This window comes from Komagataeibacter europaeus LMG 18890 (assembly GCF_000285295.1).
GTDB lineage: Bacteria > Pseudomonadota > Alphaproteobacteria > Acetobacterales > Acetobacteraceae > Komagataeibacter > Komagataeibacter europaeus.
On the sequence record NZ_CADP01000001.1, the window covers coordinates 59874 to 82117 of the forward strand.

Sequence of the window (22244 nt, forward strand, 5' to 3'; positions counted from 1 at the left end):
CCTCCGCTGCCGGTCCCACGATCCGCGCGCCATAACGCTGGCGCAGGGCGTCAGCCGCCGCGATATGGTCGGCATGGTGATGGGTCAGGAAAATCAGGTCCAACCCGCCCCCCGCCGCGTCGATGGCGGCAGTCAGGGGCGCTTCCTGCGCCGGGTCAACCATGGCGGCCGCCCCCGTTACGCCATCATGCACGAACCAGGCATAATTGTCCGACAGGATGGGAATCGCCTTTATGTCCAACTTCTGCGTCATGGCTGTCCTCCAGCACTTTGGTTGCTTGGCCTGAATGCCCGGCATGACGTGATGGCCCGGGCGGCGGGGTGTGCTAGTGTGTACCAATGCCAGCGAACATGCACACCGCCGCAAGTTTCTATGCCACCCGCCGGGGTCAGGCGGCCGCCCGCCTGCTGTGCCAGCGCATGGCCGCCTTCTGGCCCGAAGGCACGCAGGGCCACACGCTTGGCCTTGGTTACGCGCTGCCCTTCCTGCCGCTGTGGGACCGGCCCGACAGGCCGTGCATGTCGGCGCGGCTGGACACGCACGTCACGCGCGATGCGCTGCCATGGCATGGGCGGGACTGTATCGTAACCGGCACGCATCTGCCATTCGATGACCTGAAATTCGACCGTATCGTGATGATCCATGCGCTGGAGGTCAGCGAGGACAAGAACAGCCTGCTGCGGCAGGTATGGAAAATCCTGAAGGATGACGGGCGACTGCTGCTGATCGTGCCCAACCGGGCGGGGCTGTGGGCGCATACCGACAATTCCCCCTTCGGGCAGGGCACGCCATTTTCACGCCGGCAGATCACGCGCTGGCTGGCCAATGCCTGTTTCCAGGCGCAGCGCCATGAAGACGCGCTGTATGTCCCGCCCGCCGGGCCATGCCCCGCAGGTCCGGTCCGCATGGTTGAATGGACGGGACGCAACCTGTTTCCCCGGCTGGGCGGGGTGTGCATGATCGAAGCGGTCAAGGACATATACGCCGCCGTGCCCGCGCGCCCCGCGACACTGGTGCCGACGGGGCTGCGCCTGCGGCAGGCACGGGTTTTTTCACGAAATACCACGCCACGGCGGCAACCGCGCGACATGCAGAATACTTGACCAATTTTACTGAAATCTCCATGAACATTATCCCATGTCGCTGATTCAATCCCTCAAGCTCGTCATCGCCCCGCCGCACCCGGCCGCGCGCCCTTTTCTCCTCGCGTCGGGGGCCGGGGCCATCATCGGTCGGCTGCTGCCGTTCCGGGTGACCCGGTGGCTTGGCACGGCCAGTGGCCTGTTCTTTGGCTTCTGCCTGTATTTCTTCCGTGACCCAGAGCGCGTCACGCCGGCTGAACCGAACCTGGCGGTCGCCCCGGCCGACGGGCACATCGTGTCGATCGAAAAAGTGGCCCCCCCGCCGGAACTGGACATGGGCGACGCCCCGGTGTGGCGGGTTGCGACGTTCCTGTCGGTTCTGGACGTGCATGTGAACCGCATGCCGGTCGCGGGCACCGTGACACGGATCGCCTACCATGCCGGGCAGTTCCTGAACGCCAGCCTGGACAAGGCGTCCGAACTGAACGAACGCAACGCGCTGCGCGTGACGCTGAAGGATGGCAGGCAGGTTGCCGTGGTCCAGATCGCGGGACTGATCGCGCGCCGCATCCTGTGTGATGCCGAGGAAGGCATGCAGTACGAAACCGGTGAACGTTTCGGCCTGATCCGCTTTGGCTCGCGCACCGACCTGTACCTGCCGCCCGATGTCACACCACTGGTTGAAGTCGGACAGACCATGATTGGTGGCGAAACCGTGATGGCACGGCTTTAATCCGGCATGGCCACCCCTCCCACCACACCGGTACGCCGTATACGACGCCTGAAAAAACGCCAGCGCCCCCGCGTCCGGGGCCTGTCGTTCAACCGGATGATCCCCAACCTGATGACCATGCTGGGCCTGTGCGCGGGCCTGACGGGCATGCGATTCGGGCTGGAGGGACGCTTTGGCAGCGCCGCCACCGCGCTGCTGATCGCCGCCTGCATTGACGGGCTGGATGGCCGCATTGCGCGCCTGCTGCGCGGCACGAGTCGTTTCGGGGCGGAATTCGACAGCCTGTCGGATTTCCTGTGCTTTGGCGTGGCCCCTGCTTTCGTGCTGTACCTGTGGGCACTGCATGAAGGTGGCCGTTTTGGCTACATCCCGTGCATCATGTTCACGGTCTGCATGGCGCTGCGTCTGGCGCGGTTCAACGCCAGCCTCGATGACGACGCCAACCAGCCCAAATACGCCAGCAACTTCTTTACCGGCGTCCCGGCCCCCGCGGGCGCGGGGCTGGCGTTGTTCCCGCTCTTCCTGGGGCTGGAGGCGCAGCACCTGCATTGTGACTGGCTGTATGAACTGACGCGCGACCCGCTCCTGCCCGCGCTGACACTCAGCGGCACGGCCTTCCTGCTGGTCTCGACCCTGCCGGTCTGGTCATTCAAGAACTTCAAGGTCCCGTCCCCCATGATCCTGCCCACCATGCTGGGCACGGGGGCCTATGCCGCCGTTCTGGTGGCCGAACCGTGGGGCGCGCTTGCAGCCGCCGGGATCATCTACATCCTGCTGCTGCCCATGAGCAGGCGGAGCTTCCACCGTCTGCGCCGCGAGGCCGAGGCCCTGCAGGAAAACGACGATCAGCCCCTGGCCTCGCCTTCGGCCTGATCGCCCGCCCCCCGTTCCCGGAGCAGCCAGCAGACCGATAAGCGTGTCTGGTGAAGCTTTTTAAAAAAGCTTCAGGGAACGCCGCCTTTTTGAAAAAAGAGTCGGCACCCGAAAACTTTCGTCCTCTTTTATTTCATGCGGACAGTTCGTCTTCACCCTGCATGCGCCAGCGGATCAGGGCGTCAAGTATTTCCGCGGGCGACGGCGGGCATCCCGGCAGCAGCAGGCTGGCCCGCGCACGACCCTCCACCCCGCCCAGCACCGCATAACTGGGCGTGAACACGCCCCCGTCCACCGCGCAATCCCCAACAGCGGCCAGCAGCCGCGTACCGGGCATGGCCTGCCACGCCAGTTCCACGACCGGGGCCATTTCCACCGTCAGGCTGCCGGTCACCAGCAGCAGGCCGGCCTGTCGCGGCGTGGACACGAAACGGATATCGGAATGCCCTTCCACCAATGCGCGCGACAGGCTGCGCAGTTCCAGCGCACAGCCGGTGCAGCCACCGGTTTCCATATGGAAGATGTCCAGCGGCAACATGCGGGGCAGCACCGTGCCTTCGGGCCAGAACAGGTTGAGATACGCCATCATTCCTTCCTACAGGTCGGCCGATGCCGCCGACAGGCCGAGGGAGGCAAGGATCAGTGGCACATCCTCATACATCGCGCCGGATAACACCTGTGGCAGCGCCTGAAACAGCAGCAGGGCCGGATCGCCACACCACCACGCGGCCACCCGGCCATTTTCAACACGTAGCCAGTGCCAGACCGGCCCGGCCGGTCCTTCGGCACAGCCAATCCCTTCGCCTGATCCATATTCACCCACGGGTGGTGCCGTAAGGGCGACCGCATCCAGCGTGGACAGGATTTCCACCGCCGTTTCGACCTCATGCAGCCGCAGCGCAAGCCGGGCGGTCACATCGCCCGCCATTGCGCGGGAGCCATCCGGCCATACTGCGGGCGGGCGCGATCCGTAGGGTCCGGGATCGGATTCAACACCACCGGCCCGTCCCACGCATCCGGCGATCCCCCAGTGACCAGCCACGTCCGCCCGCAGGATACCCCGCCCCCGCGCCTGCATCGCCATGCCACGCGGCCGCCAGAACAGGCGCCGCAGCGCCGTGCAGCCCGCGCGCAGTTCCGCCAGCAGTTCAGCGGGAAGGGACATTACCCGTTCATTCCCGCCCGCGGGCGGCAGCACGTCAAACAGCAGGCGACTGCCGCACATATCCCGACAGGCCTGCCGCACCCGTTCCAGCAGGGTTGCCGCAAGAATGACGAAACGCCGGTCTGCCAGCAGCTCGGCGGCAACGGCCAGCGTATCCAGATGGGCCATGATGCGCCCGAGTTCCCCCACGAACAGGGCCGCATCGTGCATGCCTCCGGCGCCATTGCCTTCCATCACCGCCAGCGCGTCGGCAAAGGCCTGCTGGTGGGCAACCGTGGCCGTTGCATCAATCCGGGCCACCAGTCGTGCGGCCTGCGCCACGGTCGCCCCCCGCATGCGCGCGCACAGGCCACGATGGGCGTAGCCCATGCGGGAGTGCACCTGCATGATCCGCTCCCCAGGCACGCCTAGACGCAGGTGAAAGGGCGCGTTGAAATCCCCCTCCGCCGGGCCATGGCCCAGCACGGTGCCACCGGCCTGCACGATGGTTGCATCATCGATGAATTCCACGCCCTCGGGCGGCGCAGGGGCTGGCGGGGGGCGGTCACGCAGGGGCCATGTCACCGGCCATCGTCCCTGGTCCAGCCACGGGGCGCTGGCTGTCGCCCCCATGGCCTCGATCCCCCACAGATCCTGCATGATGCGTTCAGACGCACTGGCCCCGGCCCGCGCCGGGGACAGGGCAAGGTAGCGCCCGTCCGTGACCGCGACACTCGCCATCAGCGGACGCGTTCCCTCCATGAACAGGGCATGCACCTGCCCCCCGTCCGACCACAGGCCAAGAAGCGGCAGGGCGGAATGGGACAGGGCCGCCGCCATGTCACGCCACCCCTGTTCATCCAGCACGAAACGCCCGGGACAGGCGGCAGGCGTGCCGCTGCGGATCAGGTCAGCCACCTGCGTCATCACCACCCGTTTCCCATCTGGTAATATGCAGCACAGGCAAGCACCATGCACCCGATGGCCAGCAACAGCGACGCCTGCCCCCATTCTGACCTGTCATGCCCTGCCCCCATGCGTGCCGCCATGACTGGCCACAGGCTGGCGCCAGCCAGCAGTGCCACGGGGGGAATTTCCCCCATTTCCCCCACCAGTACCAACACGACCGCCATGCCGGGCAGGGAGGGCGGCCACAACATGGATCCCGACAGCCGGCCACCCCATGGCGTGATACAGGCCATGACCAGCAGGCAGGCGGCAAGTGGCAGCCCCCCCATGGCACCACCCGGCAGCCCCGCAGCCAGCACGGCCCAGCCAGCCCAGTACCCCGCCGGAAAGGATCGTCCCTGCCGCGACAGGACCGCCCATGCCAGGCACACGCACCCCATGAAGGTCAGCGCAGGCAACAGGACCGGCCAGGTACGGGCCGCCTGCGCCAGAACCGGCAGGACGGCCAGTATTTCCATGTTCCAGCCCGGCGCAACCAACCCCGCACGACCCGGAACGCCACAGGCCAGCAGCAGTCCGCCCACCAGCAGGATCGCCCCGGCCTGATCCTGCACGTGCCCCCAACCCGCCTGCAGCATGAACAGGCCACCCTGCGCCACAAGCAGGCCACCCAGCCCCATGCGCAGCGCCTGCCACCCGTCCCGCTCCAGCCCGCGCGGCCCGATCGCCAGTCCAAGCCGCGCCACCAGTCCGCAACCCAGAAAGGCCCCAAGCAGGTCACACCGGCCGAACGCGTTGGCAAGGACGGCAATGCCGGACAGGAAAAAGGGCAGCACCTCCCTTTCACGCGGGGTGACCCCATCGCCGCGGCGCGGCCCGAAAACCCACACGCACAATGCCAGCGCGGGGCCACATCCCGTCAGGATCCGCGCCATATCGGGGGAGGGGCCGCTGCCCATGCCACACAGGACCAGCAGCAGCACAGCCAGCAGGCCACGCAACGCCAGCGCCCCGCCCGTCACCAGCACGGCGGTCAGGGCCAGCACCATCCAGCCGCCCAGCAGGCTGGCGTAAAGCGACGGCGCCATCATGCCGCCCCGCCATGCGACCGGGGATGCGTGGCCAGCAGGATGTTCAGGCCGATCGCCGCCATAATCACCTCCGCCATGACCAGCATGCTGTCCGCCCGCGCCGCCAGCAGCATGACGCCATCCAGCCCGCAGGCCAGCCCCGCGCACAATGCGACCGGCCCGCGGGCGATACACGCCCCCCACACGCCGCACAGGATGGCGGAAAGCCCCGTCATGCCCATAAGGCGCGCCGTCATGTCCACCTGTGGTCCCTGCATGACGGCCTGCGCCAGCACCGCGATACAGGCCAGCCCGCCTGCAAGGCGCAGGCCGCTGCGTTCCCGCCCCGCCGCGGGGATATGCAGCATCTGCGCGCCCAGCACCCCCAGTAGTCCCGCCAGCCCCACCGCCATGACACATGCCGGCCCGACCTGCCCCTGGGTCCAGCGCGACAGGCACACGCATGCAGCCATGCACGCGCCATGCCAGACCGGGCCGCCACCCCGTCCCCCCGACGTTGAAAGCGAAAGAATGACCAGAACGCCAAACAGCAGCACCAGCATGGTCAGCCCATCCCCCGTCCGGCAAACAGCAGCACCCCGGCCATGACGGCGCACAGCAGCGCCAGCCCCGCCCGCCAGCCCGCATGCCGCTGCCCCGACACCATGAAAACCCGTATCGCCGCGACACATCCGCATGCCAGCAGCATATGCACCGCCCACAGCGCGACCGCAGCCAGCATGGGCACCAGCACCCACGCACGCGGCAGGATATCGGGTTCCACAATGCCTTCGGGCCAGATCAGGTCACGCGCCAGCATCATCCACACCACCGCCAGCAGGTCACGCGCGTACTGGGCCACGGCACGGTCGGGACCGGCAAGATCCTCCAGCATGGCCGAGGACAGCCGTGATGTCGTGCCGTCCCCTTCCCCGACCCCCGCGACGACCAGCGCACCGGCCACCAGCGCCAGCGGCACGCGCACAAGGTTCATGTCCGCCACATGCGCCTGCCGCACCAGTCCCGCCAGCGTGCCATCGGGCAGGCACATGCCCAGCACGGCGCAGGCCAGCAGCATGACCGGCTGGATCATGATCCCCCCGGCCACGACCCGCAGCCCCACATGGCCCGGCCGCGCCAGGCCCGGCGCAAGGGCGGCCACCACCAGCGCGAGGAAGGCCATTTCCAGCAATCCGCCGATAACCAGCACATCCGACAGGTCGCCACCGGGCATGCCAATGGAAAAGGATGGCACCAGCAATACCGCCACCATGCCCGCGGCCAACGCCAGCCAGGGGGCAACCGCCGTCACCTGCGCGCCAGCCGCCGAACGCACGCCCACCTGCCGCCATGCATGCAGCAGGGTGCGCCAGTGCGCGGTCGGGTCCGGCAGGCGGCGTTCGCCCTCCATCACCGCGGCCATCCAGCGCAGCAGCCCGATCCATACGGGTACCGTCACCATGACCAGTGCCATGTGACAGCCAGCCAGCAGAAGCGCCTGCATCCGCGCAGCAATGGAAAATGACGTCATCATGCGGCCTTACCCATGCCACGCGATGAATATCAGCGCCGCCATGCACGCCATGGCCATCACCACCGGCGCGGATGCCATGACGCCACCCGGCCGCAGGTCATCCACGTATCGCGCCAGCAGCGGCCATGACCGACCCATCCGCCGCCGCAGGCGCACGTAATCACGCAGGCACCGCCGGCGCATCGCGGGCATCACCACCATGTCCAGCAGCATGCGCGCGGGATTGCCCGGCCCCACCTGCGTCAGCGGGTCGCCAAACACCATCCACGGCGGGACGGGGGGCGCGCCCTGCCGCCAGCCCGCGACCTGACGGGCGGGCGTGGGACAGGCCATGCGCCGCAACACCACGACCACGCCCCCCACCAGGGCCACCAGCAGGCACAGCCGCGCAGGATGCAGCAACGCCGCGCCATCGGGCGAGGCCAGTGCGACATTGTCCACCAGCGGCCACGTCATGCCACCCGGCCCATGGCCCGCCACCAGCCCGAGCCAGTATCCCGGCCAGATGGAGGCACACAGCACCGGCAGCACCGCCAGCAGCAACGTCGCCATTTCCCACCCCGACGGATCGGACGCCCCGGCACCGCGCGGGGTGCGCGGCCTGCCACACAGCATGACCGCGACAATGCGCACGAGTGCAAGCATACGCACCGCCCACCCCACCCCCAACGCCAGAAGCGCCAGCAGCAGCGGCAGGTCCGCCCCCAGCCCACCACCACGCGGCATGGCCGCCAGCAGGTGCAGCAGCATCCAGATAATGGAAAAGCCCAGCAGGGGCGGCAGCCCGCTTTCCGCCAGAAGCCCGATGGAAAACAGGGCCGACAGGCGCGGCATCAGCACGCCCAGCCCCCCCAGGCGACACAGCACGAGGGCACCGGCCTCGCGCTCCATCGCATCCATGGCACGCGCCATGAACATCCATGTCAGCAGCGTGCCCACAACCAGCATGAACGTGCGGCTGGCGCATGTGGCCATGGCGGGCAGGTCATCGGCGCGGGCCAGCAGGCCCAGCCCGGCCAGCACGATCACCAGCGCACCCGTGCCCCCCAGCAGTCCCGTCATGACCCTGCGCCCGTCGCCCGCGCACAGCGCCCGCCACGACGCCGTCATGTACAGCAGGCAGCCCGCCACGATCAGCACGCCACCCCAGCGCATGTCCGCCACCATGCCACCGGCAGGCAGGCGCCCCCACAGCGCCATGGCGGCGACCATCGCGGCGATATCGGCCATATGGAAGGAACGCAGCCCGCGCGGCGACACGCGCGGGGAAAAGGAAAGGCCCAGCAGCCCACGCGTGGCCAGCCAGCACAGTCCGGGCAGCAGCCAGCCCGCATGGGCCGGAAACACCAGCACCGCCACCATGAGCAGCAGGGCAATCAGGTCAGGCGCCTGTCGCACGTCCATGCGTGGCATATCGTCATGCGGGACGCGCGCGATCAGCACCCATCCCGCCCCGATGCAGGACAGGACCGGCCCACCAATCACCGCAAGGGCCGCGCCGGCACAGGCCGCAAGGTCGCGACCACGGGATGCCGCAAACCCCACGATACCCAGCGGCACCAGCAGGGCGATATCATGCGTATCATTTGAAAAACCGGCCCATGGCGCCCCCCCGCCGGGCAACGCGACCCCAAGGCAGGACAGGACGGCCATGACGCCCATGGCCAGCCACCCGCCGCGCAGGACGGGCACCATTCCCGCAGCCGACCGTGGCCAGCAGACCGGCAGGATCCCTGCCGCCCCCACCAGCAATACGGTTACGACAAGGATGACAGGAATGATGACGGCCCTCCGGCATGCGCCCGGCAGGCCGGGCGGGTCAGATCATGGCCAGCGGCTCCTTGCGGCGCGGCGGCGCTATGGCTTCATCAATCTCCGCCAGATCATCGCGCGTCAAGGTGATCTCGGTCGCGGCAAGGTTTTCGTGCTGGTGGCGCGGGCTGCCCGCCTTGGGAATGGCCAGCACGTTTTCCTGCCGCAGCACCCATGCCAGCGCGATCTGCGCCGTGGAGGCCGGCCCGAGGGACGTCGTATGCCGCTGCGCGATACGTTTCAGCACAGGCGCGCGCAGCAGGTCGCCCCCCTGCCCCAGCGGGGAATAGGCCATTGTCACGATGCCCGCGTCCCGGTCACGCTGCAGCAGGTCGAATTCCACGCCACGGTAATCAAGGCTGTACAGCACCTGATTGGCGGCACAGGGCGTGCTGGCCGGTGTGCTTTCGACTTCACGCATACCATCGGCGTCGAAGTTGGACACACCCCAGCTACGGATCATGCCTGCGTCAATCAGGTCATCGAATCCGGCCAGCGTTTCCGCCAGCGGCACGCTGCCGGGCCAGTGCAGCAGGTAGAGGTCAAGATGGTCGGTGCCCAGACGCTTCAGTGACGCGGCACATGCCTTGCGCACGCCATCGCGCGATGCGTTGGAGGGAACGACCTTGCTGACAAGGAACACGTCGTCGCGCCGCCCGCGTATTGCCTCACCCACCAGTTTTTCGGAACGGCCGGAGCCATACATTTCCGCCGTGTCCACCACGCGGATACCCGCGTCGAGACCCGCATGGATGCTTTTGATTTCATCCGCGCGGCGGCTGTCGCTGTCCCCCATGTTCCATGTGCCCATGCCCAGCGCGGGCACCGTTGTACCATTGGGGAAAGTAACCGTCTTCATTACGCAACCTGCCTTTCGTCCATGCCATCCCCCTGCCATGGCGGACAGGGGAACTATTTACGACGCGCCCAGCCCTTGGGCTGCTGTTGCCAATAGCTCAGTTCATGGCTGCCTTCGCGCCATGCCACCCAGCGTTTGCGCGCAGCCGTGACGGCGGCTTCATCATGACCATCAAACAGGTCGAACACCCGTTCGAAAGGGGAAAGGTCGGGGACTTCCACCCCGTCCAGCAGGAAGGCGAAAGTGGCGCCATTGGGCACGTCCCCGCCTTCCGTCAGCCAGATCGGCTGCCACTGCCCATGCCCCATGGCCTGCGTGCCATGGGGAAGCCATAGCGGGTCGGTCGCCCGCCACAGCCCGTCATCCAGTTCCTGCACCCGCTGCGCTGTCGCGCAGCGGACCACGGCCCGCTTGCCCGCCGCCAGCGTGCGGCCCAGCAGCGCGGGCAGGACCGCCAGCGCCGGTGAACGCGTCAGGTGATAGAAGCCGATCTGCGCCATGGAGTTCCCTGTTCCGATCCGGCCTGCCGCGCGGGGCAGGCATTACCCTTCGTAATACATGCCGACCATGCGATCGAGCAGGCGCACGCCAAAGCCGGTCGCCCCCCGGGGCGCGTGCGATGTCGGCTTGGATGTAAACGCCGTGCCTGCGATGTCCAGATGCGCCCACGGCACATCGTTCACGAAGCATTCAAGGAACTTGGCCGCCGTGATCGACCCGCCGGGACGGCCACCGATGTTCTTGAGGTCGGCGATGTCCGACCGCAGCAGTTCAAGGTAGGCTGCGTCCATGGGCATGCGCCACAGCTTCTCGCCCGTCTGTTCCCCCGTGGCCGACAGATGGCCCGCCAGTGCGTCATTGTTGGAGAACAGGCCCGCGCGCTCGATGCCCAGGCTGACAACGATCGCCCCGGTCAGGGTCGCGAGGTTGACCATGAAACGCGGCCTGAAGCGGTCCTGCGTGTACCACAGCACGTCAGCCAGCACGAGACGGCCTTCGGCATCGGTGTTCAGCACCTCCACCGTCTGGCCTGCAGCCGTGCGCACCACGTCGCCCGGACGCTGCGCATTGCCCGACAGCATGTTTTCCACCAGCCCCACGACACCGACGGCGTTCACCTTCGCCTTGCGGCCCGCCAGCGCCGCCATGGTGCCGACCACGGCGGCGGCACCGGCCATGTCGGTCTTCATTTCGTCCATGCCGGCGGCGGGCTTGATCGAGATGCCGCCCGAATCAAAGGTCACGCCCTTGCCAACGAAGGCCACCGGGGCATCGCCCTGCGCACCACCATTCCAGCGCATGATGACCGTGCGCGGCGGCGCGTCACTGCCCTGCGCCACACCCAGCAGCGCGCCGAAGCCCAGCTTGTGCATGGCGTCGCGGTCCAGCACCTCGACCTCCACCCCAAGGTCACGCAGGGCGAGGATGCGCTGTTCGAATTCCGGCGGGCGCAGCATGTTCGCGGGTTCGGATACAAGGTCGCGGCACAGGCAGACACCGCGCGCCACCGCCGAAAGCGGCTGCCATGCCGTGCGCGCATGTGCGGGATCGGCACAGGCCACGCTCACGTCCGTCAGCGGTCCTGCATCGCCCTTGCGCGGCTGGGTACGGTACGAATCGAAACGGTAGCTGCCCAGCACGACGCCCAGCGCCACATGGGCGGCCAGGTCGGGGGCCACCGTATCCGCCACCACCACGCCGGCCGTTCCCGCATCGGACAGGCCGCGCGCGGCCGCGACACCTGCCTGTTCGGCCACGGTGGCATCCAGCGCATCCACCTTGCCCAGCCCCACCAGGACCACGCGGTCATAACCAGCGCCGGGGGCAAGCACGACGCAGGTCTTCGCGGCGTCGAAACCGAATTTTGCGGCCTTTGCCGCACGGGTCAGCGCGCCACCCACCGCCGCGTCCAGCGCAGCGAAGGCCCCCGCGGGCGCGCCGGGGGCGGCAAGGATGGCAATGGTGCCGCTGGTGGGCAGGCTTGCATCGGAAAAGGCGATATCGAGCATATGGATCACGGTGCTCCGCTACGAAGGTGTTGGGCAGGCAGGATAAATTCCCGTGCCAGCACGCCGCGCCCCGGACCGATACAACCCTGTCCGGGGCCATCGGCACCGATAAGGGCATGACGGCGCGCCATGAGTAAGCTAATGCGAACAGCATGAATACGCCATCCATGCCAGCATATGAGGACGGATTCCTTCTGGATCTGTCCCTGCGCCTTGCCGATGAGGCCGCCGAACTGATCCGCGCCATCCGCGCACGCGGGTTTGCGACCAAGGTCAAGACCGACAGTTCCCCTGTGACCGAGGCCGATCACGCGGCGGAAAAACATATCCTTGCGGGGCTGCGCGCCCATGCCCCCGCCATTCCCGTCGTGGCGGAGGAAGAAGTCGCCGCTGGCATCATGACCGATACCGGGCGGGAGTTCTGGCTGGTGGACCCGCTGGATGGCACGCGGGAATTCGCCGCCGGGCGCGATGACTTCACCGTCAATATCGGCCTTGTGCGCGATGGCCGCCCGGTGCTGGGCGCCGTGGCCCTGCCGGCCTACCACCAGCTATATGGCGCGGGCGCCGGGCGCGGGGCCTTCCGCATCGACGCCAGTGGCACGCAGGCCATCCATGTCCGCAAGCCACCAGCCGAGGGGCTGACCGTGCTAGCGTCGCGCCATTATGCCGATGACCCGCGCCTGAAGGAATTCCTGGGCGGGCATACCATAGCCCATCTGGGCAATATCGGCTCGGCGGCCAAGTTCATCCGCGTGGCCGAAGGGGTGGCCGATCTGTATCCCCGCCTCGGCACGACCATGGAATGGGACACCGCCGCCCCGCAGGCCGTTGTCGAGGCCGCCGGCGGTTCCATCACCACGCCCGATGGCAAGGTGCTGGGCTATGGCAAGGCAGGCTTCCGCAACCCGCATTTCCTGTGTCGCGGCGCGGCCTGACCCGGGGCCATGCACACACGCCTGCTGCATAACGACCCGCAGGGGATCGCCACCGCCGCAGCGATCCTGCGCGCGGGCGGGCTGGTCGCCTTCGGGACGGAAACGGTCTACGGCCTTGGGGCGGATGCGGGCAATAATACCGCCGTCGCCGCCATCTATGCCGCCAAGGGACGACCGGGCATCAACCCGCTGATCAGCCATTTCGCCAGTGCGGACGCCGCTTTCGCGCAGGTCGCGGCCACGCTGCTGGCGCGCAGGCTGGCCGAACGGTTCTGGCCCGGCCCCCTGACGATGGTGCTGCCGCGCGCGGCGCATTGCGGCATTTCCCCCATCGCCACCGCGGGGCTGCCCACCGCCGCCGTGCGGGTCCCGGCGGGGGACGCGACGCAGGCGCTGCTGGCGGCATGCGGGTTTCCCGTCGTGGCGCCCTCGGCCAACCCGTCGGGGCGGGTCAGCCCGTCCGACGCGCAACATGTGCTGGCGGGACTGGATGGCCGCATTGACGCGGTCCTTGACTGCGGCCCCTGCCGCGTGGGCGTGGAAAGCACGATCATCGGCCTGGGTGGCGACGCCCCTGTCCTGCTGCGCCCCGGCGGCATCACGCTGGAGGCGCTGGAGGATGCATGCGGCATGACGCTGGCCCTGCCCGCCCGCGGCAATGATGTCCGTCCCAGCGCCCCCGGCCAGCTTTCATCGCATTACGCGCCCGGCCTGCCGGTGCGGCTGGAGGCGACGGCGGTGGAACCCGACGAGGCCCTGCTGGCATTCGGCCCCCCCCTGCCCGGCAGCGGGCTGGCATGGAACCTGAGCGCCACGGGTGATTTGCATGAAGCGGCAGCACGCCTCTTCGCGGGGCTGCGGTTTCTTGATATGGAGGGGCACCGCCGGGGACTGGTCAGGATTGCCGTGCAGCATGTGCCCGAACATGGGCTGGGCCGTGCGATCCGTGACCGCCTGATCCGTGCGGCCAGCCCGCGAGCATAATAGTTTCAACCGCATGATCCGATCCCGGTGCCCCTGAAATGAGCGACACAATCGACCCCAAGGAACTGAAAATCCTTTCGGATATCCTTGCACTCGTACTGGAAGAGCATGCTGGCCAGTCGGAAAACGCGCTGGCTGCAATCCGCACGCGGGCGAAAAAGAACCAGGTGACGGGCGGCGCGCTGAAAAACCTGTTTGCCGCCATCGCCCCCAATCCCCCCAAAAAGGCGCCGCCAAAGCCCCGCGCGCCCCGCGCCACGAAGGCCAGTGCGGCGGCCGCGAAGGAGATTCAGGAGTCGCACCAGCGCATTTCCCAGCTGACGGAAAGCATCCGTCGGCTGGATACCGAAATACGCGACCTGAAGGTGAATAATGAGGCGCTGCAGTTCGAACTGAACCAGACGCGGCAGGCCCGTGCCGAAACGCAGGCCGCCCTGTCGTCCGCCGTGCAGTACCGTCCCCCCCCGCGCCGTTCGGGCCTGCTGGTGGCGGCGGCGGTGGGGGCCCTGACCGGCTTCGCCCTGACCGAAACGTGGCACCTGTTCATGTCCGGCAGCCCCGCGCAGGCCAGCGCCACCTACCCACCCGTCCATCATCATGGGCAGGCCTGGCTCATGCCGTCCGCCCATCCCCTTCTTGCAGGAAACATGCCGTCATGACCGTCTCCCCCCCCACCACACCGGCACGGCAGGACCTGATTGCCCGTTTTACCGACATGCTGGGACCCGTGGGCGTGATTACGGGCGAAACCGATACCGCATCCTACTGCACCGACTGGCGTAACCTGTACCACGGCCGCGCGCTGGCGGTGCTGCGGCCCGCCAGTACGGAAGAACTGTCACGGCTTGTGCAGTTCTGTAACGAACATGACGTGCCCATGGTGCCGCAGGGTGGCAACACCAGCATGGTGGGCGGCGCCACCCCCGATGGCAGCGGGCGTGAAGTCGTCATCTGCCTGTCGCGCATGAACCGTATCCGCAACATCGACCCCAATGACCTGACCATGGAAATCGAGGCGGGCGTCACGCTGAAGGCGGCGCAGGATGCGGCAAGGGAAGCCGGGTTCATGCTGCCGCTGTCCATCTCGTCCGAAGGATCGGCGCAGATTGGCGGCGTGCTGGCCACCAACGCGGGTGGCAACAACACCCTGCGTTACGGCAATGCGCGTGAACTGGTGCTGGGGCTGGAAGCAGTCATGCCCGATGGCGGGGTGTTCCATGGCCTGCGCCGCCTGCGCAAGGACAATACGGGCTATGCCCTGCGCCAGTTGCTGATCGGGTCCGAAGGCACGCTGGGGTTCATCACCACGGCCATCCTGCAGTTGCACCCACAACCACGCGCGATCGAGGCCGCCCTGTGCGCGGTGGATGACGCGCAGGCGGCGCTGAAACTGCTGGGGCTGCTGCGCGCGCGCGACCCAGCGCTGCTGCAGGCGTTCGAGTTCATGTCCGGCACCGGCATGGACATGGTGATCGACCTGATCCCCGGCACGACCCTGCCGCTGGGGGAACGGGCCCCTGCCTACGTGCTGCTGGAACTGGCCACCCCCCGTCCCGACGCCGACCTGCGCGAATATGCCGAGGACGTGCTGGGCGATGCGCTGGAGGAAGGCATCATCACCGACGCCGTCATTGCCGAAAGCGAGGGCCAGCGCACCGGATTGTGGAAACTGCGTGAGGAACACGCCGAAGCCCAGCGCCGCGCGGGTGCAAGCGTCAAGAACGACGTATCGGTGCCCGTGACCCATGTGCCCGAACTGATCACGCGCGCGACCGTGGCGTGCGAAAAGCTGATACCTGGCATCCGTCCCGCCCCGTTCGGCCACATGGGCGATGGCAACATCCACTTCAACCTGGTCCAGCCCGAAGGCATGGCGCCCGACGCGTTCCTGGCCCGCAGCCATGACATCATGGATACGGTGGCGGCGATCGTTAAGGAACTGGATGGTTCGTTCTCGGCCGAACACGGGGTGGGGCAGCTCAAGCCCTACATGATGCCGTCATGGCGCGGCGGGGCGGAACTGGCGGCCATGCGCCACATCAAGGCCGCCCTGGATCCGAAAAACCTCATGAACCCCGGCAAGGTCCTGCCGCCCGTCACGCCGGGGACATGAGGCCGTCACCCTCCGCACGGCAGACTGAAGGCTGGGGCCAACCCCAATGCATGAAGGGATCACCCCTTTTGCACCGGCGGGAACAGGGTTAGACAGGGGCATGCCTGCCGTCCGCCCCGTTCCCGACCGCCTTGCGCCGCGCCTGTCGATTCTGGACAGCTACATGCTGCGCCAGCTTCTGCTGGCGCTGGTGGCGACGACGGGCGCGCTTGTGACGCTGATCTGGCTGACCCAGTCCCTGCACTTCGTGTCGCTGGTGGTGGGGCGCGGGCTGTCGCTGCGCGTCTTTCTGGAACTGACCAGCCTGCTGATCCCGTCTTTCATCGCGGTCATCCTGCCCATCACCACGTTCGTGGTGGTGCAGTTCATCTACCAGCGCCTTGGCACCGACCGGGAACTGACGGTCATGCAGGCGGCCGGGCTGTCACCTGCCATGATGGCGCGTCCCGGACTGGCCTGCGCCGCCATCGCGACAGCGACGTGCCTGGTGCTGAATGTCTGGATCGTGCCGGTTTCTTACCATGCCTTCCGCCAGTACGAATTCCAGATCCGCAACCGCATGGCCGCCTTCCTGGTGCAGGACGGGGTGTTCACGCAGGTATCGGACAACATGACCGTGTATATCCGCGCACGCGACAAGGACGGCACGCTGCACGGCATCATGGTGGAAGACGACCGCACCCCCGGTGCCGAGGCCACCATACTGGCGGAAGAAGGCAACCTGGTCATCATCAACGACCAGCCACGCGTGGTGCTGTTCAACGGATCGCGGCAGGAAATCGACAGCCGTACCGGGCGGCTGAACGTGCTGACCTTCACCCGCAACACGATCGACCTGTCCAGCCCGCATACCGCGCATACGCGCCTGCCCGACGCCAATGAACTGCCGATCTCGCAACTGCTCCACCCGGACATGCGGCTGTATTCGCGCCGGGATGAAAGCAAGATGTTCATCGAGGCATGGCGCAGGCTGAGCACCCCCTTCTGCGCCTTTTCCTTTGCCATGATCGGGCTGGTGGGGGCGATGGGCGGCAGCTATTCCCGGCAGGCCAGCATCATGCGTCCGGTGCTGGCCATACTGGCCGTGGTTGCGGTGCAGGCGTTGACGCTGCTGGTGCAGAACCTTGCATCGCGCAACCTGCAGCTCATGCCACTCATGTGGGTGTGCACGATCGGGCCGGGCGTGATCTGCGCGGGCATCCTGTTCTGGCCCGAACTGCGCGCCGACCGTGAAGCCCGGGCGATCGCGGGCGGCACGCGCCCATGAAGCCTGCCTTCACGCTGTCGCTGTACATCGCCCGGCAGTTCACCTATGCCACGGTGTCGGTGATCGCCTTCCTGACCGGGCTGATCACCATGTTCGACTTCATCGACCTGCTGCGCCGGGTTTCCACCCGTCCCAACGTGCCGACCTCGCTGGTCAGTGAGATCGCCTTCCTGCACATCCCCTTCGCCTGTCTTGAAATCCTGCCCTTTGGCATCCTGCTGGGCGGGATCATATGTTTCTGGCGGCTGGCGCGTTCATCGGAACTGGTGGTGGCGCGGGCGGCGGGCATTTCGGCATGGCAGTTCCTGGCGGGGCCGGTCACCTGCGCCGTGCTGATCGGGACGTTGGCCACCACCTGCATCTCCCCGCTTTCATCGGTCATGTACCGGCGGGCGGAAATGCTGGACCGCCAGTTCCTGCGTGACAACAATGGCAAGTCGCTTAACCTGAGCGGGGGCACGCTGTGGCTGCGACAGGGGGATAACGGGCTGGTGGACCATGGGGTGGACATCATTCACGCACGCCATGTCAGGCTGACGGGAAGCGTGCTGCATATCCGCGGCATCACCATTTTCCGGCTTGGTCCCGATGACAACCTGCTGACCCGCATCGAGGCCGACCGCGGCTATCTGGGCAAGGAGCGTTGGGTGCTGGAAGGGGCGCGGCAGCTGCGCCCCGATGAACTGCCCGTCGACATGGGTGAAATGACGCTTCATGCCGACCTGACGCTGGCAGGGGTGGAGGAAAGTTTCGCCTCCCCCGATACATTGTCTGTCTGGGCGCTGCCGGGCTTCATCCAGCAGCTGAAACGCTCGGGCTTTTCCACCATCCGCCACCGGCTGCATTTCCAGACCCTGCTGACGCTGCCGGTGCTGTCGGGCACCATGGCGCTGGTGGCGGCCGGTTTTTCCATGCGGCCCACGCGGCGTGGCGGGGTCATACGCATGATCAGCTTCGGGGTCGCGGCCGGTTTCGCGCTGTTCGCGCTGTCCAAGATCGCCGCCCAGTTTGGTGAAACGGGCACATTGCCGCCCCTTCTTGCCGCGTGGGCCCCCACCGGGGCCGGGCTTTGTCTTGCGGTCACGCTACTTCTTCATCTAGAGGACGGTTAATGGACCGTCCTGCTCCCCTCATGCGCGCGCCGTCATCGCCACGGCTTTCTGCCGTCCTGCGGCAGTTCCCGCGCGGGTTGCTGCTTTCGGCCACCATGCTGGGGGGGATGATGTGCGCGCTGCTCCCCGGGACAGCCCAGGCGGATACGCCACCCGACGGCCCCAGGCGCAGCAGGCCCATCCACGCCCCGAAAAGTCAGCCGCAGGCGCCCGTCACCTTTTCAGGCACGGTTTCCAATACCGACCCGATGACGTTCCAGGCCGACCATGTCGCCTATGACAGCCGCAACGGCATCGCGACATGGACCGGAAACGTGCAGCTGTGGCAGAATGACCAGATCATGCGCGCCGACAAGGTGGTGTATGACCGCAACACCGGCATAGCCTCCGCCCGGGGCAACGTGGCCATGGTGGAACCAGACGGCACGGTGCTGTTTACCGAATATGCCGAACTGAGCAACGGCATGCGTGACGGCATCATGACCCGTCTGTATGTCCGCATGCAGGATAATGCGCGCATGGCCGCGAACGGCATGCGCCGCACCGGCGCCAAGGTCAACGACCTGACGCGCGTGGTCTATACGGCGTGCGAGATATGCGCCCGCCACCCCGAACGCGCGCCGTTCTGGCAGTTGCGCGCCTATGACGCCACGCATGACATGCAGCACAAGCGGCTGGAATTCCGTGATGCATTCGTGGACTTCTTCGGGGTGCCGATTTTCTACCTGCCCGCCTTCTCCATGACCGACCCGTCGGTCCGGCGGCAGAGCGGCTTCCTGACCCCCGGTTTCACGCCACATGACCGTTACCTGGGCACGTATGTCACCATTCCCTATTACTGGGTCATCGACCGGCAGTCTGACGTAACGCTGCAGGGCCTGTTTTCCACCCGTACCGGGCCGGAGCTTACGGCAAACTACCGGCGCTATTTCAGCAATGCGCGGCTGAACCTGACCGGTGGCATCGCGTACGATACCCATCATGACACCGACTACGTCAACACCTTCGGGCAGGAGGTGGACAGTTCGGGAAACCATGGCGTACAGGGCTATATCTTCGCCAATGGCCAGATTTCGATAAACAAGACGTGGCGGGCCGGGGCGAACATACGCTGGGCCAGTTCGCCCAATTTCATGCGTGACTACCGTGTCAGCGGATACGGGCAGGACACGCTCAATTCCAACGTCTACCTGGAAGGGTTCGGCACGGGATCGTATTCCCGCCTTGATGCCGAAGGCTACCAGGGCATGAACCAGGGCGTCATCCACAACCAGGACCTGCCGTGGGTGCTGCCGCGCTACACCTACAGCTATTTTGGCCAGCCGGATTCGCTGGGTGGGCGGTTCAGCCTCGATACAACGGATTTCTACGTCTATCGTGAAAACGGGACATCGGACCAGCGCGGGCAGCTTTCGCTCAACTGGGATCGGCCGTTCCACAATTCGCTGGGACAAATATGGGACCTGACCCTGCATGTTGAATCGGCCATCCACCGCGCGACCGAACTGAACCAGCAGCCCAACTACGCCCGCACCACCCGCGCACAGGTGGAAGGACAGGTGCTGCCCACCGTCGGCCTGAAGATGAACTGGCCCTTCCTGCGCAGCTTCAACCACAATACCGGCACCCAGATCCTCGAACCCATCGTACAGTTCCTGGCCGCGCCCAACACGGGCAACAGCACGTCGCGCAACATTCCCAACGAAGACAGCCTGTCGTATGAATTCACGGATTCCACGCTGTTCTCGCTCAACCGCTATGCCGGCACGGACCGGCTGGATGGCGGCCTGCGCGCCAATGTCGGGCTGCATAACAACTGGACATGGAACGGCCACCAGATCGATGTGCTGATCGGTGAAAGCTTCCAGGAACATATCGACCACAACCGCCTGCCCTATTCCGGCCTGAACCACCACCTGTCGGACGTGGTGATGGGCACGCATATCGTACCCAACCAGTTCTTTGATTTTGACGGCAAGATGCGCCTTGACCCCTATGGCGGCAAGGTTGACTTCGCTGATGCGCTGGGCAGCGCGGGCTTCAGCCATTTCCGTGTCACGGGCGGCTATCTGTTCGAACCGGTCACGCCCTATTATTATTATGCCCAGCGTCCCTACACCACGGCGGCGCCCGACATCTATTACAAGCCCGTCAGCGAACTGACGGTGGGGGCGGCGTCCAACTGGGACAACTGGCACATTGCCGCCTATCTGCGCCGCAGCCTGTCACGCAAGGAAAGCGTCGCGGTGGGTGGCGACGCGGGATACCAGAATGACTGTTTCGGGCTGGATGTCATGTATCTCAAGCAGTACACCACGATTGGTGGCCAACAGAGCAATTCAACCGTAATGTTCTCCCTTACGTTCAAAACCATCGGTACATTTGGTATCAATGGCTGACCTGATGCGCGAAAGACCGAGCTGGATGTCATTCTTCCCCACCTCCCGTGGCGCTGTCCCCTCCCCTGCATCGCGGCGGGGCCGCATGGGCGGCCGCACCCTTGCGGCAACCCTGCTGGCGTGCGTGGCGCTGGTGGGTCATGAACAGGCTGCCAGCGCCCGCACGGCCCGCGCCATTGCCCAGCAGGCGCAGGCGGCGGAAGACCAGGACGCCATCATCGCCACCGTGAACGGTGCGGTCCTGACCAAGCGCGATGTCGATACGCGCGGACGGCTGTTTGCCCTGTCATCGGGGCTGGATGTCAGCGACGACGTGATGCAGCGGCTGCGCCCGCAGATCGTGCGGCAGCTGATCGATGAAAAACTGCGCATGCAGGAAATGCTCGACCGCCATATCAACGTGCCGATCCAGCAGATCGGGGACGCCATTGCCGGCATCGAACAGCGTAACGGCATGCCCCAGAACGCCCTGCGCAACAAGCTGGCGGAAGATGGCGTCTCGCTGACCACGCTGATTGACCAGATCCGCGTGCAGATCGGCTGGTCGCAGGTGCTGCGCCAGGAAACGGCCGAACATGGCCGCATTACCGCATCCGAGATCGAGCAGCGCATGGCCGCGCTGAAGCGTGAGGATGGCAAGCCGGAATACATGATCAGCGAGATTTTCGTACCGGTGGAAGATCCGCGCCATACGGAAAACGAACTGAAATTCACCGAAACCATCATTCAGGAACTGCGTGCGGGCGCGCCCTTTCCCATTGTCGCCGCCCAGTTCTCGCAGGGGCAGAGCGCGCTGGATGGCGGCATGATGGGCTGGACACAGGAAGACGGGCTGGACCCGCAGGTGGTGGACGTGGCGCGCAAGATGCCTGATGGCGCCATTTCCAACCCCATCCGCGTCGCGGGTGGCTATGTCATCGCCACCATTGCCGAACGGCGGACGGTCGGCCACCAGATGGCCACCATCCTGACCATCCGGCAGGTTTTCTTCCCCTTCGACGCGCCCCTGGATCCGGAAAACCCGACCGACCAGCAGAAAGCGACGCTGGACACCGCCACGGCGTTCGCCAACGAAGCCAAGAACTGTGACCAGATGGAAGCCGAGAACAAGAACCTGGGGGAAAAGCACCCCAGCGATCCCGGCGAACTCATGCTGAACCACCTCAACCCCCAGATGCGCGAAATCCTTGAGCCACTGGGCCCGGGCAAGACCAGCAAGCCGCTGGTTTCAAGCGAAGGCATCCTGGTGCTGATGGTCTGCACCCGTGATGAGCGCAACATCGCCATCCAGACCCCCAGCCAGATTGCCGACCACCTGATGAACGAACGCGTGGAACAGACATCACGGCAGCTGAACCGTGACCTGCAGCGCCGCGCGATCATCGACATGCGCTCCAAGACCTGA

General features: G+C 66.3%; 20 protein-coding genes and 1 pseudogene (1 of these 21 only partly in view). 11 read left to right on the forward strand and 10 right to left on the reverse strand.

Annotated elements, in window-relative coordinates; translation table 11 throughout:
* Window positions 1–253, reverse strand: a pseudogene (gene gloB / locus GEU01_RS22150) (hydroxyacylglutathione hydrolase); it reaches 481 nt to the left of the window's first position.
* Window positions 254–351: 98 nt separating this feature from the next.
* Here gloB and GEU01_RS22155 point away from each other — a divergent pair.
* From GEU01_RS22155 to GEU01_RS00350, 3 genes are read left to right on the forward strand one after another with little or no spacing between them, the layout of a single operon-like run.
* Window positions 352–1104: a methyltransferase domain-containing protein gene (locus GEU01_RS22155; RefSeq protein ID WP_019084501.1), complete on the forward strand. Its 753-nt coding sequence runs from the start codon at window positions 352–354 to the stop codon at window positions 1102–1104.
* A gap of 34 nt (window positions 1105–1138) precedes the next feature.
* Complete coding sequence (locus GEU01_RS00345) at window positions 1139–1816, forward strand: phosphatidylserine decarboxylase (protein ID WP_010506572.1); 678 nt, start codon at window positions 1139–1141, stop codon at window positions 1814–1816.
* A 6-nt stretch (window positions 1817–1822) separates the two neighbouring features.
* The gene (locus GEU01_RS00350) at window positions 1823–2689 is read left to right on the forward strand and encodes a CDP-alcohol phosphatidyltransferase family protein (protein WP_010506573.1); all 867 of its coding nucleotides are present in this window, start codon (window positions 1823–1825) and stop codon (window positions 2687–2689) included.
* A 133-nt stretch (window positions 2690–2822) separates the two neighbouring features.
* On the opposite strand, the gene GEU01_RS00355 is transcribed toward GEU01_RS00350, so the two are convergent.
* The 9 genes from GEU01_RS00355 to GEU01_RS00395 form a co-directional block, all read right to left on the reverse strand.
* Window positions 2823–3278: an NADH-quinone oxidoreductase subunit B family protein gene (locus tag GEU01_RS00355; RefSeq protein ID WP_019084503.1), complete on the reverse strand. Its 456-nt coding sequence runs from the start codon at window positions 3276–3278 to the stop codon at window positions 2823–2825.
* Between the two features lie 6 nt (window positions 3279–3284).
* Window positions 3285–4760, reverse strand: a complete 1476-nt coding sequence (locus tag GEU01_RS00360; RefSeq protein ID WP_019084504.1) for an NADH-quinone oxidoreductase subunit D-related protein — start codon at window positions 4758–4760, stop codon at window positions 3285–3287.
* Entirely contained in the window at window positions 4760–5833 is a 1074-nt protein-coding gene (locus GEU01_RS00365; protein ID WP_019084505.1) for a hypothetical protein, read from the reverse strand. The genes GEU01_RS00360 and GEU01_RS00365 overlap by 1 nt, the downstream gene beginning before the upstream one ends.
* Entirely contained in the window at window positions 5830–6375 is a 546-nt protein-coding gene (locus GEU01_RS00370) for a hypothetical protein (protein ID WP_019084506.1), read from the reverse strand. Before GEU01_RS00370 ends, GEU01_RS00365 begins: the two co-directional genes overlap by 4 nt.
* Window positions 6376–6377: 2 nt before the next feature.
* On the reverse strand, window positions 6378–7346 hold the full coding sequence (locus tag GEU01_RS00375) for a hypothetical protein (protein WP_010506581.1): 969 nt from the start codon (window positions 7344–7346) through the stop codon (window positions 6378–6380).
* A gap of 6 nt (window positions 7347–7352) precedes the next feature.
* The gene (locus GEU01_RS00380) at window positions 7353–9041 is read right to left on the reverse strand and encodes a hypothetical protein (RefSeq protein WP_019084507.1); all 1689 of its coding nucleotides are present in this window, start codon (window positions 9039–9041) and stop codon (window positions 7353–7355) included.
* Window positions 9042–9165: 124 nt separating this feature from the next.
* Window positions 9166–10017 (reverse strand): aldo/keto reductase, encoded by an 852-nt coding sequence (locus GEU01_RS00385; RefSeq protein ID WP_019084508.1) that lies wholly within the window; start codon window positions 10015–10017, stop codon window positions 9166–9168.
* A gap of 53 nt (window positions 10018–10070) precedes the next feature.
* Window positions 10071–10517, reverse strand: a complete 447-nt coding sequence (locus tag GEU01_RS00390) for a DNA polymerase III subunit chi (protein ID WP_019084509.1) — start codon at window positions 10515–10517, stop codon at window positions 10071–10073.
* 42 nt (window positions 10518–10559) lie between these two features.
* Window positions 10560–12026, reverse strand: a complete 1467-nt coding sequence (locus GEU01_RS00395; protein ID WP_026018373.1) for a leucyl aminopeptidase — start codon at window positions 12024–12026, stop codon at window positions 10560–10562.
* 152 nt (window positions 12027–12178) lie between these two features.
* Here GEU01_RS00395 and cysQ point away from each other — a divergent pair, with 152 nt between their 5' ends.
* From cysQ to GEU01_RS00440, 8 genes are all read left to right on the forward strand, one after another.
* Window positions 12179–12964 (forward strand): 3'(2'),5'-bisphosphate nucleotidase CysQ, encoded by a 786-nt coding sequence (gene cysQ, locus GEU01_RS00405; protein ID WP_019084511.1) that lies wholly within the window; start codon window positions 12179–12181, stop codon window positions 12962–12964.
* A 9-nt stretch (window positions 12965–12973) separates the two neighbouring features.
* Entirely contained in the window at window positions 12974–13948 is a 975-nt protein-coding gene (locus tag GEU01_RS00410; RefSeq protein ID WP_019084512.1) for an L-threonylcarbamoyladenylate synthase, read from the forward strand.
* Between the two features lie 38 nt (window positions 13949–13986).
* Window positions 13987–14607: a hypothetical protein gene (locus GEU01_RS00415; RefSeq protein ID WP_019084513.1), complete on the forward strand. Its 621-nt coding sequence runs from the start codon at window positions 13987–13989 to the stop codon at window positions 14605–14607.
* Window positions 14604–16061 (forward strand): FAD-binding oxidoreductase, encoded by a 1458-nt coding sequence (locus GEU01_RS00420; protein WP_019084514.1) that lies wholly within the window; start codon window positions 14604–14606, stop codon window positions 16059–16061. The genes GEU01_RS00415 and GEU01_RS00420 overlap by 4 nt, the downstream gene beginning before the upstream one ends.
* A gap of 100 nt (window positions 16062–16161) precedes the next feature.
* A complete protein-coding gene (lptF, locus tag GEU01_RS00425; protein WP_019084515.1) occupies window positions 16162–17328 on the forward strand; it encodes an LPS export ABC transporter permease LptF in 1167 nt (388 codons plus the stop codon).
* Window positions 17325–18440, forward strand: coding sequence for an LPS export ABC transporter permease LptG (gene lptG, locus GEU01_RS00430; protein ID WP_019084516.1), 1116 nt, complete (start codon window positions 17325–17327; stop codon window positions 18438–18440). Before lptF ends, lptG begins: the two co-directional genes overlap by 4 nt.
* A gap of 20 nt (window positions 18441–18460) precedes the next feature.
* Window positions 18461–20839, forward strand: coding sequence for an LPS-assembly protein LptD (locus GEU01_RS00435; protein WP_010506601.1), 2379 nt, complete (start codon window positions 18461–18463; stop codon window positions 20837–20839).
* A complete protein-coding gene (locus GEU01_RS00440) occupies window positions 20832–22244 on the forward strand; it encodes a peptidylprolyl isomerase (RefSeq protein ID WP_026018375.1) in 1413 nt (470 codons plus the stop codon). Before GEU01_RS00435 ends, GEU01_RS00440 begins: the two co-directional genes overlap by 8 nt.